At 67.3% G+C, this 16177-nt stretch carries 4 protein-coding genes; 1 reads left to right on the forward strand and 3 read right to left on the reverse strand.

What is annotated here, in order from left to right; translation table 11 throughout:
• A partial coding sequence (locus AWB95_RS00025; protein WP_139818436.1) for a non-ribosomal peptide synthetase occupies window positions 1-9846 on the reverse strand: 9846 nt, incomplete at its 3' end.
• 18 nt (window positions 9847-9864) lie between these two features.
• Window positions 9865-10095 (reverse strand): MbtH family protein, encoded by a 231-nt coding sequence (locus tag AWB95_RS00030; protein WP_062540263.1) that lies wholly within the window; start codon window positions 10093-10095, stop codon window positions 9865-9867.
• Between the two features lie 594 nt (window positions 10096-10689).
• On the opposite strand from AWB95_RS00030, the gene AWB95_RS00035 reads away from it, so the two are divergent.
• Window positions 10690-11364 (forward strand): methyltransferase family protein, encoded by a 675-nt coding sequence (locus AWB95_RS00035; RefSeq protein ID WP_062540264.1) that lies wholly within the window; start codon window positions 10690-10692, stop codon window positions 11362-11364.
• Window positions 11365-11378: 14 nt separating this feature from the next.
• On the opposite strand, the gene AWB95_RS00040 is transcribed toward AWB95_RS00035, so the two are convergent.
• Window positions 11379-16177: non-ribosomal peptide synthetase (locus AWB95_RS00040; protein ID WP_085167357.1), on the reverse strand; the 4799-nt coding region annotated here is incomplete at its 5' end.

Here is a 16177-nt window from a genome sequence, read left to right on the forward strand (position 1 = left end):
GTGCTGGGCCCAGGCCGTGTTGAGGTCCTCCAACAGCACCCGCCACGACACCGCGTCGACCGCCAGGTGATGAATGATCAGTACCAGTTGGCTGCTGTCGGCCACCCACAGCGCGCTGAGCATCATCCCGTCGGCCGGGTTCAATCGGGACCGCGACTTGATCACTGCCTCGTCGGACAGCGCGTCCACGGATTGCAGGCAATCGCGCGCATCGACCGACCCCGCCTCGGGCACCGTCAGCAACCAGTCGCCCGCGTCGTCGTCGACGCGCGCGCGCAGCATGGCGTGGCGATCGAGCAACGCCTGCAGCAGCACCACGACGTCGGCCTCGGTGACTCCCGTCGGGGCCTGCACCAGCATCGTCTGGTTGAACTGATCCACCGGGCCGTCAATGCTGTTGAGCCAGCGCATGATTGGCGTCGCGGGCACCGGCCCGACGCCCTCGTCGGGGGCGCCCGTCTCCTCGTCGGCCGCGGTGACCACCCGTGCTAGCCGGGCCACGGTCTGTTCGACGAACACATCGCGCGGCCGGCACATCAGGCCCGCTGCGCGAGCGCGCGCCACCACCTGCATCGCCAAAATGCTGTCGCCGCCCGCGTCGAAGAACGAGTCGTCGACGCCGACGCGCTCGAGGCCCAGCACCTGAGCGTAGATGCCGGCCAGGATCTCCTCGACCGCGCTGCCCGGCGCGCGGTAACGCTCGACATCGGTGTATTCGGGCGCGGGCAGGGCGCGTATGTCGAGTTTGCCGTTGACGGTCAGCGGCAACGCCTCCAGGGCAACCACCGCGGCCGGAACCATGTAGGCCGGTAACCGCTCGGCCAGCGCGGCCCGGACATCGACCGGGTCCGCGGTGCCGGTGAGGTAACCGACCAGCCGCTTGTCACCGGGGCGGTCTTCGCGGGCGATCACCGCCGCCTGCTCCACCCCGTCTAGGTTGAGCAGCGCCGCCTGGATTTCGCCGAGTTCGATTCGATACCCGCGGATCTTGACCTGCTCGTCGGCGCGGCCCACGTAGTCGAGCTGCCCGTCGGCGCGCCAGCGCACCAAGTCCCCGGTGCGATACATCCGCGTCCCGGCCGCCCCGAACGGGCAGGCCACGAACCGCGACCCGGTCAAGGCGGCCCGCCGCCAATAGCCGCACGCCACGCCGCGACCGGCCACGTACAACTCGCCGACCACGCCGGTCGGCACCGGCCGCAGCCATGCGTCGAGCACGAACAACGCCGCCCCCGCCACGGGCGAGCCGATCGGCGGCACCCCCGACCCCGGCGCCAACGGCGCGCTCCGGGATGCGCACACCGTGGTCTCGGTCGGGCCGTAGGCGTTGACCATCACCCGCCCGGGCGCCCACCGGTCCACCACCTCGGCCGGGCTGGGCTCACCGCCCACGATCAGCGCCACGGAATCCAGTCCCTGCGGTGGCAACATCGCTACCGCAGAAGCGGTTTGGCTCAGCACGGTGACGTGTTCGTCGACCAGCAGGGCGTGGAAGTCTTCCGGTGAGCGGACCACCGATTCGGGCACCACCACCAGCCGCCCACCGTGCAGCAGCGAACCCCAGATCTCTTCGACCGAGGGGTCGAAGGCATACGAATGGCACTGCGCCCACACCCGCTCCGGGCCCGCCGGCAGCGGTGAGTCCGGCGACGTCAGCAGCTGGGTGACGTTGTGGTGAGTGACGGCCACGCCCTTGGGCACCCCGGTGGTGCCGGAGGTGTAGATGATGTACGCGATGTCGTCCGGGCCCGGAGCCGGTAACGCGCCGGCGGGTTGGGCCTCGGCGGCGGGATCGTTGACGTCGACGACGAGCACGTCGTGTCCCGCTAGTCGCCCGGCCAGCTCGGCGGTGGTGACCACCGCCGCCGGCGCGGCGTCGGTGAGCATGAATCCGATCCGCGCCCGCGGATGCGCCGGGTCGATGGGCAGATAGGCCGCGCCGGCCTTGAGCACCGCCAGGATCGCGATGACGGCCTGGGCTGACCGCTCCGCCAGCAAGCCCACCACCTTCCCGGGGCCCACATCACGGCTGGCCAGCAGGTGCGCGAACCGGTTAGCCGCCTCCTCGACCTCGCGGTAGGTCAGCGAAAGGCCTTCGCAGGTGATGGCCACGGCGTCCGGGGTCCGCGCCGCCTGGGCGGCGAACAACGCCGGGATCGACGCCGGCGTCGACGTGGCCGCACTCAATACGGCCCGGTTGCCGAGCTCATCCAACCGGGCGCGCTCGGCCTCGTCGAGCAGATCCAGCGAGGCCAACTGCCGGGTGGGATCGGCGGTCATGGCCACCAACACCCGCTCCAACCGCTCGATCAGCGTTTCGATGCTTTCGGCGTCGAACACGTCGGTGCGAAATTCCACTGCCCCGCCGATGCCGGCGGGCTCACCAGCCTCGGTGAAACGCTCTCCGACCGAAAACGCCAAATCGATTCGGGCGCTGTGGGTGTCCACCGGCATCGGCGTGACGTCAAGGCCGCCCAGCGCCAAACCGGCAGCCGGGTCGGTGTGCCCGGCGAAATTCTGCCAGGCCACCATCACCTGGATCAGCGGATGATGGGCCAGCGACCGGGACGGGTTGAGCCGCTCCACGAGCAGTTCGAAAGGCACGTCTTGATGTTCGTACGCCTCCAAACTGCGCGCCCGGACCTGACCCAGGAGTTCGGTGAAGTCGGCATCACCTGGCACCTGTACCCGCAGGACCAAGGTGTTGACGAAAAAGCCGACCAGGTCGTCAAGGGCCGGATCGTCACGACCGGCGACCGCGAAGCCCACCGCGACGTCGGTGCTGGCGCTGAGCCGCGACAGCAGTACCGCCAGCGCGGTCTGGATCACCATGAAGCTGGTCGCGTTGTGCTCGCGAGCCACTCGGGCCACCCGCTGCTGCAGCTCTGCGGGCCACTGAAGCACCACACTGGCGCCGCGCTGATCCGCAACCGCCGGGTAGGGCCGGTCGGTCGGCAGATCAAGTCGCTCGGGCATCCCGGCCAGCGCCTGCTGCCAGTAGGCCAGCTGGGCGGCAATCGGGCTGTCCGGATCGCCTAGCTCGCCGAGGTGTGCGCGCTGCCACAGCGTGTAATCGACATACTGCACCGCCAGCCCGGCCCAGCCCGGGGCCTGCCCGGCGGACCGGCTGGTATACGCTAGGCCCAGGTCAGCGGCCAGCGGCTTGAGCGACGACCCGTCGGCGGCGATGTGGTGCACCACGATCACCAGGACGTGTTCCTCGTCGGCGACACGGAAAAGCCTTGCCCGCAAGGGAATCTCGGTTGCCAGGTCAAACGTGAGGCATGCTGTCGCGTTGACGGCATCGTCGAGCTGGCTTGCCGGCCAGCCGCTCGCGTCGATGACCTGCCACCCGAAATCGGCCTCGTCGCAAGGGATCACCACCTGCCGGGGTGTTCCGTCGACCGCCGGGAACAACGTGCGCAGGCTTTCGTGGCGGCTCACCACGTCGGCCAGCGCCGCACCCATCGCGTCGACATCGAGTTGCCCGCGCAGCCGCAACCCCGCCGCCATGTTGTAGATCGGCGACGGCCCCTGCAATTGGTCGATGAACCACAACCGCTGCTGTGCGTATGACAGCGGAATGACCGCGGGCCGCTGCGCCGGCACCAACCGCGGCCGGCCCGCACCCACTTTGATGCGCGACGCCAACTGGGCGACCGTCGGTGCCTCGAACACGGTGCGCACCGCAAGGTCGGCATCCAGGCTGGCGTTGATCGCGGCGATCAGGCGCATCGCCGAAAGGGAATCCCCACCGAGGTCGAAGAACGAGTCGTCGACCCCGACCCTCTCCACGCCGAGCACGTCGGCACAAATACCGGCGAGGATCTCCTCGACCGGGGTGCCGGGCGCGCGATATCCCGCGGCGCTGTACTCGGGTACGGGCAGGGCGCGGGTGTCGACTTTGCTGTTGACCGTCAGCGGCAGCTCCGCCAACACCATCACGGCCGCCGGAATCATGTACGCCGGTAGCCTTTCGGCCAGTGCCGCGCGTATCTCGGCCGGGTCTGCCGTGCCGGTGACATAGCCGACCAGGCGCTTGTCGCCGGGACGGTCCTCGCGGGCGACCACCACGGCCTGATCCACCCCGTCGCAGGCGGCCAGGGCGGCCTGGATTTCACCGAGTTCGATGCGATACCCGCGGATCTTGACCTGCTCGTCGGCGCGGCCCACATACTCGAGCTGACCGTCGCTGCGCCAGCGCACCAGATCGCCGGTGCGATACATCCGGGCCCCGGCCGCCCCGAACGGACAGGCCACAAATCGCGAACCCGTCAAACCGGCCCGGCGCCAATACCCGATGGCCACCCTGGCGCCGGCCACATAGAGCTCACCGACCACACCGGCGGGCACCGGGCGCAACCATCGATCCAGCACGAACAACGCCGCCCCCGCCACCGGCGAGCCGATCGGCACCACCCCGGACCCGGGTGTCAACGGCGCGCTGACCGCCGCATACACCGTGGTCTCGGTCGGGCCGTAGGCGTTGACCATCACCCGCCCGGGCGCCCACCGGTCCACCACCTCGGCCGGGCAGGCTTCACCGCCCACCATCAACCCTGCCGAGTCGAGCCCCTGCGGCGACAACATCGCTGCGGCAGAAGGGGTTTGACCCAAAACCGTGACGTGTTCGGCAACCAGCACATCGTGCAGATCGGTCGGGGAACGCGTCACCGAGTCCGGTATCACCACAAGGCGGCCGCCGTGCAACAGCGCGCCATAGATCTCCCACACCGAGAAGTCGAAGGCGTGCGAATGGCACTGGCTCCACACCTGCCCGGGTGCGGGGTTGAGGCCGATATCGAGCGACGCAAACATCTGCGCGACGTTGTGGTGACTGACGGCCACGCCCTTGGGAACTCCGGTGGTGCCCGACGTGTAGATGATGTAGGCGACGTCGGCGGGGTTCGGCCCCGGTGGTGGTGTGCCCGGTTGGGTGTCGATCGCCGGATCGTCGACGTCGATAAGCTCCACGTCATGCCCGGCCACCCGCTCGGCGAGACCGGCGGTGGTGACTACCGCCACCGGTGCGGAGTCGGCGAGCACGAAATCGATCCGACCCTGCGGGTGTTCCGGGTCGATCGGCAGATATGCCGCCCCGGTCTTGAGTACCGCCAGCATCGACACGATCGCCTCGGCCGAACGGGGCAACAGCAGCGCCACACGTGCGCCCGGACCCGCACCATGGCCAATCAGCAAGTGCGCCAACCGGTTAGCCGCTTCGTCAAGTTCGCGGTAGGACAGTGAGCGTCCGTCGCAGCGCAGCGCCACCGCGTCCGGCGTCCGATCCACCTGCGCGGCGAACAACGCCGGAACCGACACTGCCGTCACCGGCTGAGCCGACGCCGCCCGGTTGCCCCACTGCGCCAAGCGGACGTGCTCAGTGTCATCGAGCAGATCCACCGAAGACAGGCGCCGCGCCGGGTCGGCCGTCATCGCCGTCAATACCCGCTCGAACCGCCCGATCAGCCCCTGGATGGTGTCGGCGTCGAACAGGTCGGTGCGAAACTCGACGTCTCCGCCGATGCCCGCGGGCTCGCCGGTGTCGCTCCAGCGTTCGGCCAGCGAAAACGTCACGTCCATGCGGGCGGTGCGGGTGTCCACCGGCAGCCGCGTGGCTTCCAGGTCACCCAACGCCAGCCCGCCGACGGGTTCGTTGGCGTGCCCGGGGAAGTTCTGCCAGGCCAACACCACCTGTACCAGCGGGTGATGCGCCAGGCTTCGCACGGGATTGAGCCGCTCCACCAGCAGCTCGAAGGGCACGTCCTGGTGTTCGTAGCCGGCCAGGTTGCGCGCTCGCACCTGGGCCAGCAGGTCGGCCACGCTGGGATCACCGGTCAGGTCGACCCGCAGCACCAAAGTGTTGACGAAGAACCCCACCAGATCATCCAGTGCGGGGTCGCGGCGCCCGGCGATCGGAAACCCAACGGCCACATCGGAACTCGCGCTGATCTTCGACAGCAGCACGGCGAGGGCGGCCTGCAGCACCATGAAGCTGCTCGCATTGTGCTCGCGCGCTACCCGGGCAACCTGTTGCTGCAACTCGGCCGGCCAGTTGACGGCCACCGTGGCGCCGTGTTGATCGGCAACCGCCGGGTAAGGCCGATCGGTGGGTAGCTGCAGCCGCTCCGGCATGCCGGCCAGCGCTTCCTCCCAGTAAGCCAGCTGCGCGGCCAGCGGGCTGTTGCTATCCGCGAGGTCACCGAGGATTTCCCGCTGCCACAGCGTGTAGTCGACGTACTGGACCGGCAACTCGGCCCACTGCGGCGCCTGCCCGGCGCACCGGCTGGCGTAGGCCGCGCCCAGGTCCCGCACCATCGGGGTGATCGACCAGCCGTCCGCGGCGATATGGTGTGCCACCGCCACCAGCACGTGTTCGTCGTCGCTGACGCGGAAAAGCCTTGCCTGCAACGGGATCTCGGTGGCCAGGTCGAACGTGTGGCGGACCACGTCGCCGACGGCCTCGTCCAGCCGGCTTGCCGGCCAGCCGCTCGCATCGATGATCTGCCAGTCCACCTCGGCCCGCTCGGCGGGGACAACCACTTGCTGCGGCGTGCCGTCGAGCGCCGGGAACAGCGTGCGCAGGCTTTCGTGGCGCGCCACCACATCGCTCACCGCCGCGCCCAGCGCGTCGACGTCGAGTCGCCCGCGCAGCCGCAACGCGGCTGCCATGTTGTAAACCGCTGAGGGGCCTTGCAACTGGTTGATGAACCACAGCCGGCTCTGGGCATACGACAACGGAATCACCGCGGGCCGCGGGGCAGCCGTCAACCGCGGCAGCCGGCTGGCACCCACTTCGATCCGGGATGCCAACTGGGCAACCGTGGGCGCCTCGAACACGGTGCGCACTGCAAGGTCGGCTTGCAGGCTGCTGTTGACGGCGGCCACCATCCGCATCGCCGACAGTGAATCGCCGCCCAAGTCGAAGAACGAGTCCTCGACCCCGACGCGCTGCAGACCCAGCACCCGCTCGTAGATGCCCGCCAGAATCTCCTCGACGGGGTTGCCCGGCGCCCGGTATCCGCCGGCGGTGTACTCCGGTGCCGGCAGAGCCCGCTTGTCGAGTTTGCCGTTGACCGTGAGCGGCAGCTCCTCCAACGCCACCACCGCGGCCGGCACCATGTACGCCGGCAGCCGCTCGGCCAGCGCCGCGCGGACCTCGGCCGGATCCGCCGTCCCGGTCACATAACCCACCAGGCGTTTGTCGCCGGGGCGCTCCTCGCGGGCGATCACCGCCGCCTGCTCGACCCCGTCCAGCCCCATCAGGGCCGCTTGGACTTCACCGAGCTCGACGCGATGCCCGCGGATCTTGACCTGCTCGTCGGCGCGCCCCACATACTGCAGCTGCCCATCGGTTCGCCAATGCACCAAGTCCCCGGTGCGATACATTCGGGCCCCGGCTCCCCCGAACGGGCAGGCAACGAACCGCGACGCGGTCAGCCCGGCCCGGCGCACATACCCATAGCTCACCCCCCGGCCGGCCAGATACAACTCGCCGACCACGCCGGCGGGCACCGGACGCAACCAGCCGTCCAGCACGAACAACGCCGCCCCCGCCACCGGCGAACCAATCGGCGGCACTCCCGAGCCCAGGGCCAACGGCGCGGTCATCGCCGGATAGAACGTCTCGGTGGGGCCGTAGGCATTGATCATCACCCGTCCGGGTGCCCAGCGGTCCACCACCTCGGCCGGACATGCCTCACCCGCCACCACCAGCGCCGTCGACTCGAGGCCCTCCGGCGACAACACCGCCACGGCCGAGGGGGTCTGGCTCAAGACGTCGACGCGCTCGGCAACCAGCAAGGCGTGAAAGTCGTCCGCCGAGCGCGCCACCGACTCGGGCACCACCACCAGCTGGCCACCGCGCAGCAGCGCGCCGAAGATCTCCCACACCGACACGTCGAACGCCAGGGAATGCCATTGCGTCCACACGCCGGGCCGCGGCAGACCGGCATCGAGCGTCTCCAGCAGCTGCGTGACGTTGTGGTGGGCCACCGCCACACCCTTGGGGACACCTGTGGTGCCCGAGGTGTAGATGACGTACGCGACGTTGTCCGGGTCCGGCTCCGGCAGGGCCGTTGCGGGTTGGCGCTGGACAGCAGGATCGTCGACATCGATGACCGGCAGGTCGCACCCCGACAGCCGGTCGGCCAGCCGTGCGGTGGTGACCGCGGCGACCGGCGCGGCGTCGGCAAGCATGAACTCGATCCGCGCCTGCGGGTGCGCCGGGTCGATGGGCATGTAGGACGCCCCCGTTTTGAGCGCCGCGAGGATCGCCACGACGGCCTCGGCCGATCGACCCGTCAGCAGCGCCACGCACTGCCCCGGACCCGCACCCTGCTCGGCAAGCAGGTGCGCCAACCGGTTGGCGTCCTCGTCGAGCTCGCGATAGGTCCACGACCGATCGCCGCACACCAGCGCCACCGCATCCGGTGTCCGGGTCACCTGCGCGGCGAACAACGCCGGGATCGACACCTTGGTCGCCGGCTGGCTCAACACCGCCCGATGACCAATGTCGTCCAACCGGGCGATCTGTCGCTCGTCGAGCAGATTCACCGACGACAACGGCCGCCGCGGGTCGGCGGTCATCGCCACCAACACCCGCTCCAGCTGCTCGGCTAAATAGCTGACGTCACAGTCGGGAAGCAACCGCCCGGCACCCGGTGTGCTGAGGAACAGCTGATCGCCCGAGCCGAAAAAGAACATCCCAAACTGGTCCGCGAGGCCGGCATGGGTCAGCGTGGCCCATACCGGCGCGCCACCGAACTGCCCCATGCGTGTGGTCGGAATGAAATTGACCACGACCCGATTCGACGGTTGCCCGGAGCCGCGACGCATCTTGTTCTCGAGAACGTGCACCGGGAACCGCTGATGCTGCAGCGCCTCTTGCATCCGCGCGTGCACATGTTCGCAAAAGTCAGCGACTGCCGACCCCGGCGAAGCTTTCAACACCATCGGTACGATCCCGGACACCATGCCGGGCACCGTCTTGGTTTCCGGCCGCACACGCCGGCTCACCGGGAAATCGAGCACAACCTCCGAGCCGTCGACGCTCCAGCCGCGCACCAAAAGTGCGCACGCCGCCGTAATCACCGACGGCCGATCTACGTCCAACGTTTGCGACAGCTCGTCGACGGCAGCAACGACCGACGGATTCAATCGGACCGGTGGGGAAGATTCATCCGATTGATGCCCGTCTGCGCCGGCACCCGCCGACCGATAATCCGGTACATTTTCCGGCGGAAGGTTCTCGGCCCAGTAGGCCTCATCGTTCAGGTAATCATTTGAGGCTTCGTATTCTAATTCGCAGTCGATCAGATCATTTAGCGTCCCGAAAAAAGCCGGCGGAATGGACGTCCCAGAAGCAACGGCAGAATATATGGCCGCGGATCGATGGCAAATAAGCCCCAGACCGATTCCGTCGACAACGATGTGGTGGCAGCACGCGAACAAATAGTATTCATCGGTCCGCGTCTGGAGCAAGGCAAATTTGAACAACGGACCACTGAGCGGCATCGGCGTACGTTGGATTGACGAAGCCACTCGATGTACTTCTGCCACCGGATCTTCCGAGGCTGTGAGGTCGTAACGAGCAAGCTCGACCTGCGGGTCGTCAACTAGCTTCTGGAAGACCTGGCCATCTACCTGGAAAAAGGCAGCCCGCAGTGGCTCGGCCTCACGCACCGTCCGGCGGATCGCCCACTCGAGCAAATCAGGGTCGATCGCGCCCTCGACTCGCCCCAATAGGCCGAGCTGCCACCCCGTACTGGACTGACCTGTTTCTTGCGCAAGCCAGATATCCAGTTGTTCCCGCGTCAGCGGGAAGACGCGGTCACCAAGTTCCATTCGGCTCCCCCCACGGATTTACTGAACAAAAGCTCGACCTTCTGCCAGCCTGTCGCGCAGACTCTTGGGCCGTATATCAGTCCAGTTCTGCTCGATGTAGTCCAGACACGCAGCACGGTCCGCTTCTCCGTAAACGACCCGCCACCCGGCCGGTACATCGGCGAAGGCCGGCCACAGACTGTGTTGCTCCTCGTGATTGACCAAGACAAAAAAGCTACCATTGTCGTCGTCAAACGGATTGATGCTCACCGGCTCTCCAGAGCGCCTAGTCGACATGAGTGTAACCGTTCCAAACTGTACTGAAGTCCCAGAGGGTCGGTCCGGTGTTTCGGCAAAGTCCCTGGTGTGGCTCCCGATGTCGCATGAAATTGATACGCGACACCCGCTTCCGCGGTGCCTGCTTTCGCTCCCCCGCCGCGCGCAACGGTTTGGCTTTGTGGTGTTTCGCTGTCTGCTTTAGTGCCACTTTGTCAACGGAGACACGCCGCAGGCGACACAGACGACGCTCGCTACCTGGCGCGGAAGTTGCCGGCCCGGTGAGCTGTAATGCGCCCACCTCGTTGCGCTCTACCCCATCGACCAGTCGTTCGTCAACCGGTTCGCCATCGCCGTCCGGCCTACGACACACGCTGGCAAACACCTGGACGCTAAGTTTGTTGCCGGACAACGGTTCACCGCCGCGACGACCTGAACGATTCATGCAAATCCTGCGCGCGGCTACCTGTATTTTCATCCTTGCAACACTGTTGCGGTGGCGGCAATCGAGCCGGCGGGTATAGCGCCTTTCCGGCTCCCCACGCGCACTGTTAGCGTGCAGAACCTGATGGACGGTAAGGAGGCTCGGTGAAGACCCTTCCTAAAACGTTGGTATTCGGTCTCGTTGAGCCCGCGGCGTTCGGCTTGTTGATTTTTCTCGCGGCAGGCACATTCCATTACTGGCAAGCGTGGGTTTTCCTGGCGGTGTTCACCCTTTCGATGTGGATTCCGGGCGTCTACTTGCTGCGTACGAATCCCGTTGCGCTCCAGCGGCGAATGCGGGCCGGCCCGGGCGCGGAGACCCGAATGGCGCAGAAGGCCATCAGCGCCGGCTGGTTCTCGTCGCTGGCGGCCATATTCGTGTTCAGCGCCGTCGACCATCGCTTCGGCTGGTCGGTGGTGCCGACGCCGGTCTGCTTGCTTGGTGATGCGCTGGTCGCGGTTGCCCTCGTCGTGGTGATGCTGGTGGTCGTTCAAAACAGCCACGCTGCCGCGACGGTCCGCGTGGAGGACGGTCAGAAAGTGGTCTCCACCGGCCTGTATGGGCTGGTGCGCCACCCCATGTACACCGGCAATGTGATCATGATGGTCGCTATTCCCCTTGCGCTCGGTTCCTACTGGGGACTTCTCGGTGTCCTCGCCGGCCTTTTTGTGCTGGCCTTGCGCATCCGCGACGAAGAAAAGATGCTCCGGGAAGAGTTGGCAGGATACCGCGAGTACGCACAGAAAGTCCGCTATCGCCTCGTGCCGTGTATGTGGTAGGGGCCGCCGCAATGTTACTGATTGCCGGGCGGGTTCGCGGCAGGAACTTCAGCCAATAACCGGCTCAAGCTTGTAATGGTCGGCGCATCGAACAAGGCGGACACCGCCAGGCGCGTCTGAAGGACCGAGTTGACCGCGGCGATTACGCGCATCGCCGACAGCGAGTCCCCGCCAAGGTCGAAAAACGACTCGTCGACCCCGACCCGGTCCAGGCCCAGCACTCGGGCGTAGATGCCAGCCAGGGTCTGCTCGACACGGGTAGCCGGCGCGCGATAATCACAACGGGCGTCGCGGTTTTCGACGGGGGTCGGCGCCGCCCGATAGCGCCGCTCACCCTCGTCGAACAGATCCATCGACGTCCACGGCCGCGTCGGGTCTGCGGTCATGGTCGCCAACACCTGCGTGTACCGCTCCATCAGCGCCGCGATGCTGGCCACGTCGAACACATCGGTGCGGAATTGGACGCGAAGCTCCAATTCTTTGCCGGGCCCGGCCTGCACGGCCAGCGGGTAGTGGTAGTAGTCGCGGACGCTGAACTCGGTGATGGTCGTTTCGAGTTTGTGCGCCAGCGCGGGAGTATCGATCGGGTAGTTCTCGAAGACGAACACGGTGTCGAACAGTCTGGGCAGACCGGTAAGGCGGTGAATCTCGCTGAGCGCCAAGTGCTGATGCTCGAGCGTGTCGTTGTTGGTGTCGCGCAGCTGGGCCACCAGGTCTGCGGGCGTGGTCGCCGCGGGGAGGTTCGCCCGCACCGGGACGGTGTTGATCAACAGGCCCACCATCGATTCCGCGCCGGCCACGTCCGCCGGCCTACCGGAGACCACGGCGCCGAAGGCGACGTCACGCTGACCGGTCAGCGAGCTCAGCAGCACTGCCCAGGCGGCCTGCAGCACGGTGTTGACGGTGGTGTGGCATGAGCTGGCCAGCCTGCTGACGGCACGCGTGGTCGTCTCCGGCACGTGGAACTTGGCAATGCTTCGCGGCCCCAGGCCCAGCCGATCCGGTGGACCCACCAGTGTCGGTGTGTCGAAGCCGGCCAACACCTTGCCCCAAACAGCTTGGGCGCCAGCATGATCCCGACCGGCCAACCAGGCGACAAACCGACGATACGGCGCGGCCGGGTGCAGGGGCTCCCCGCTGTAAGCGGCGAATATTTCGCCCAGCAGGATCGGCGTCGACCAGCCGTCGAGCACGATGTGGTGATTGGTGAGCACGAACCGGTGCTGGTCTGCCGCGGTGCGGATCAACGCCGCTCGGACGGCCGGCAAGTGGGCGAGGTCGCACACAGCGGCGCGTTCGGCCGCGCACAGCCGCTTGATCTGCTCGTCGATATCGGCATCCTGGGCATCCAATTCCGCATAACGCCAAGGCACGACGGGATCGGCCGGGATGATCTGCACCGGCTCGTCGAATTCTGCACAGAATCGGGCCGCCAGGTGCGGATGACGGCTGACCACTGTGTGCATCGCGTCGTGCAGCCGATGGGGATCGAGCGGGCCGTGCAGCGTGATGTCCAGCTGCACCGCATACACGTCGTCGATGCCCTGTGCGACGCCGGCATGAAACAGCAGCCCCTGCTGCAGCGGGGTCAGCGGCAACACATCGTCGATCCGGTATTGCCGTTGCAGCTCATCGAGCTGCCGCTGGTTGAGGCGTGCGGGCGCGATATCCGACGGCGTCAACCCGCCGCCGCCGCGCCGTACATGCGCACACATGCCGGCCAGAGCCTCGAACCACAAGCGGCTCAACCGGGTGACCGCGCCCCGATCCAGGGCTGAGGGCGCCCACACCCAGTTGGCTTGCAGCTGCGGTCCGGCCTCGGCGTCGTCGATGGTCCCGGCGTTGAGCAGCACCGTATGTATCAATGGCATCGGGATGGCCGTCGCGGCGCCGGCCGGCGAGAGGTCCTCCTGGCTGAACCGCCACACGTCACCGGAGGCGTAAGCTGCCGGCGCTCCGAGGCGCCCCAGATAGTTGAAGCCGATTGGCGGCTCGGACCCGGTCAGCTCGACGTCGGGGTTCAGATACCGCAGCAGACCATAGGTCACCGGGTCCGGAGAGGCGCGAAGCTGCTCCTTAGCGTCCTTGATCACCGCTCCCAGCTCCGCCTCGCCGGCCACCACCTGCGCCCAGGACAGCTCACCGACGGTGAGCGCCACCGGATACTTCGTCGTGAACCACCCCACGGTGTGCGACAAGTCGACATCGGCGGCCAGGTGCTCGTCACGCCCGTGGCTTTCGACGTCGATGCCGATCGGGCCGCCGGGCTTGCCCAAGAACTGCGCCCAGGCCAACGCGAACGCGATCAACAGAATGTCGTGTATCCCGGCGTGAAACGCCGCCGGCACCTCGGCCAACAGCATCTGGGTGGTCTCGACATCCAACGACTCCGCCAGGTGTCCGGCAGTGGCGAACATGTCGACCTCCGGGCGCACCGACGGCACCGCGGCCGGGGTTGCCGCCACCTGCCGCCATGCCTGCGCCTGGTCGACGATCTCGGGGCGGCGCGCCTGCTCGGCCAGCAGTGATGCCCACCGCGCGAACGAGGTTCCCGTCACCGGCAATGTCACCTGCCGCCCACCGCGACGCTGGGCCCAGGTAATGTTGAGGTCTTCCAACAGAATCCGCCACGACACCCCGTCGACCGCAAGGTGGTGAGCGATCACCACCAGCTGGCCAGTGGTGGCCACCCACAACGCGCTGAGCATCACCCCGGCACCCGGGTCGAGCCGCAACCGCGCCGCTACCACTGCCTCTTCGGAGAGCACGTCCACCGACTGCAGGCAAGCGCCCGCATCCACCGTGCCCGCCTCGGGCACCTGTAACGACCAGCCGCCGGCGCCGTCGTCCTCGACGCGCACCCGCAACATGGCGTGGCGATCCAACAGGGCCTGAAGCACGACCACCACGTCGGCCTCGGTCACTCCTTCGGGTGCCTGCAAAACCACCGTCTGGTTGAACTGCTCGATCGGGCCCTGCTGGCCGCGCAACCAACACATGATCGGGGTCGCGGGCAGCTGCCCGGTGCCGTCGTCGACCGGGCCACCCGCGCCGCCACCCACGGTGACCACCCGGGCCAGCCTCGCCACGGTCTGCTCGACGAAGATGTCGCGCGGTCGGCAGACCACTCCGGCGGCAAAGGCCAACGCCACCACCTGCATCGACAAAATGCTGTCTCCGCCGAGGTCGAAGAAGGAGTCGTCGGCTCCGACGCGGTCGAGGCCTAGGACTTGGGCGTAGATGCCGGCCAGGATCTCTTCGGTGGGGGTGGCCGGGGGGCGGTAGCGGTCGGTGTCGCTGTATTCGGGTGCGGGCAGGGCCCGTTTGTCGAGTTTGCCGTTGACCGTCAACGGCAACGCCTCAAGAGCCACGACCGCCGCGGGCACCATGTAGCCCGGCAGCCGCTCGGCCAGTCGGGCACGCAACCCGCCCGCATCGACACGACCGGTCACATACCCGACCAGACGCTTATCACCGGGACGGTCCTCGCGGGCGATCACCACCGCGGACTCCACCCCCGCGCAGTCGGCTAGCGCGGCCTGGACCTCGCCGAGCTCGATGCGATACCCGCGAATCTTGACCTGCTCATCGGCGCGCCCCACAAACTCCAACTGCCCATCGGCCTGCCAGCGCACCAAATCCCCGCTGCGATACATCCGAGCCCCGACCCCGCCGAACGGACACGCCACAAACCGCGACGCAGTCAAACCCGCCCGGCCCACATACCCACACGCCACCCCGTCACCGGCCACATACAACTCACCGACCACACCGACCGGCACCGCACGCAACCACCCATCAAGCACAAAAAACCCAAGATGAGCCAACGGCACCCCAATCGGGCTGACGCTGCCCTGCACATCAGCGGACACGATCTCCCGAAACGACGCATGCACCGTCGTCTCGGTAATCCCATACATGTTGATCAGCCGCGGCAACCCCGGATGAGCACCCAGCCACGTCCGAAGACGCTGCGGCTCAAGGGCTTCCCCACCAAACACCACCGTCTCAAGCTTGAACTGAGCCCCCAACTCCGGCTGCAGCGCATCGACCGCCTGCAACGCATAAAACGCCGACGGCGTCTGACTCAACACATTGACCTGCTCGCCAACCAGCACCGCATGCAACTCCTCGGGCGAGCGCACCACCGCATCGGGCACCACCACCAGCCGACCACCATGCAACAACGCGCCAAAGATCTCCCACACCGAAAAGTCAAACGCCAACGAATGACACTGCGACCACACCTGCCCCGCCGACAGCTCCAACTCGCCGCCGATCGACTCCAACAGCCCCACCACACTGCGGTGGGTGACCGCCACCCCCTTGGGCACCCCGGTCGTGCCCGAGGTGTAAATCACATACGCCACCTCATCGGCCCCCGGCCCCGCCAGCGCCGAATCCGGCTGCGCCCCAAGCCCGGGATCATCAACATCGATCACCGCCACACCGCAACCATCAAGCCGCCCCGCCAACTCAGCGGTGGTGATGGCGGCAACCGGGCCGGCATCACCAAGCACAAACCGCAACCGCGCCACCGGCACCACCGGATCAACCGGCACATACGCCGCCCCCGCCTTGAGCACCGCCAACACCGCCACCACCGCCTCAACCGACCGCGGCAACAACAGCGCCACACACTGCCCCGCACCCACCCCACGACCAACCAACAAATGCGCCAACCGATTCGACGCCTCATCAAGCTCGCGATACGTCACCGAACAGCCCCCACAGCTGATCGCCACCGCCCCCGGCGCACGAGCCACCTGCTCGGCAAACAACACCGGCACCGACACCCCCGGCCCCCCAGAGC

Origin of the sequence: Mycobacterium celatum (assembly GCF_002101595.1) — a bacterium.
Taxonomy (GTDB): domain Bacteria; phylum Actinomycetota; class Actinomycetes; order Mycobacteriales; family Mycobacteriaceae; genus Mycobacterium; species Mycobacterium celatum.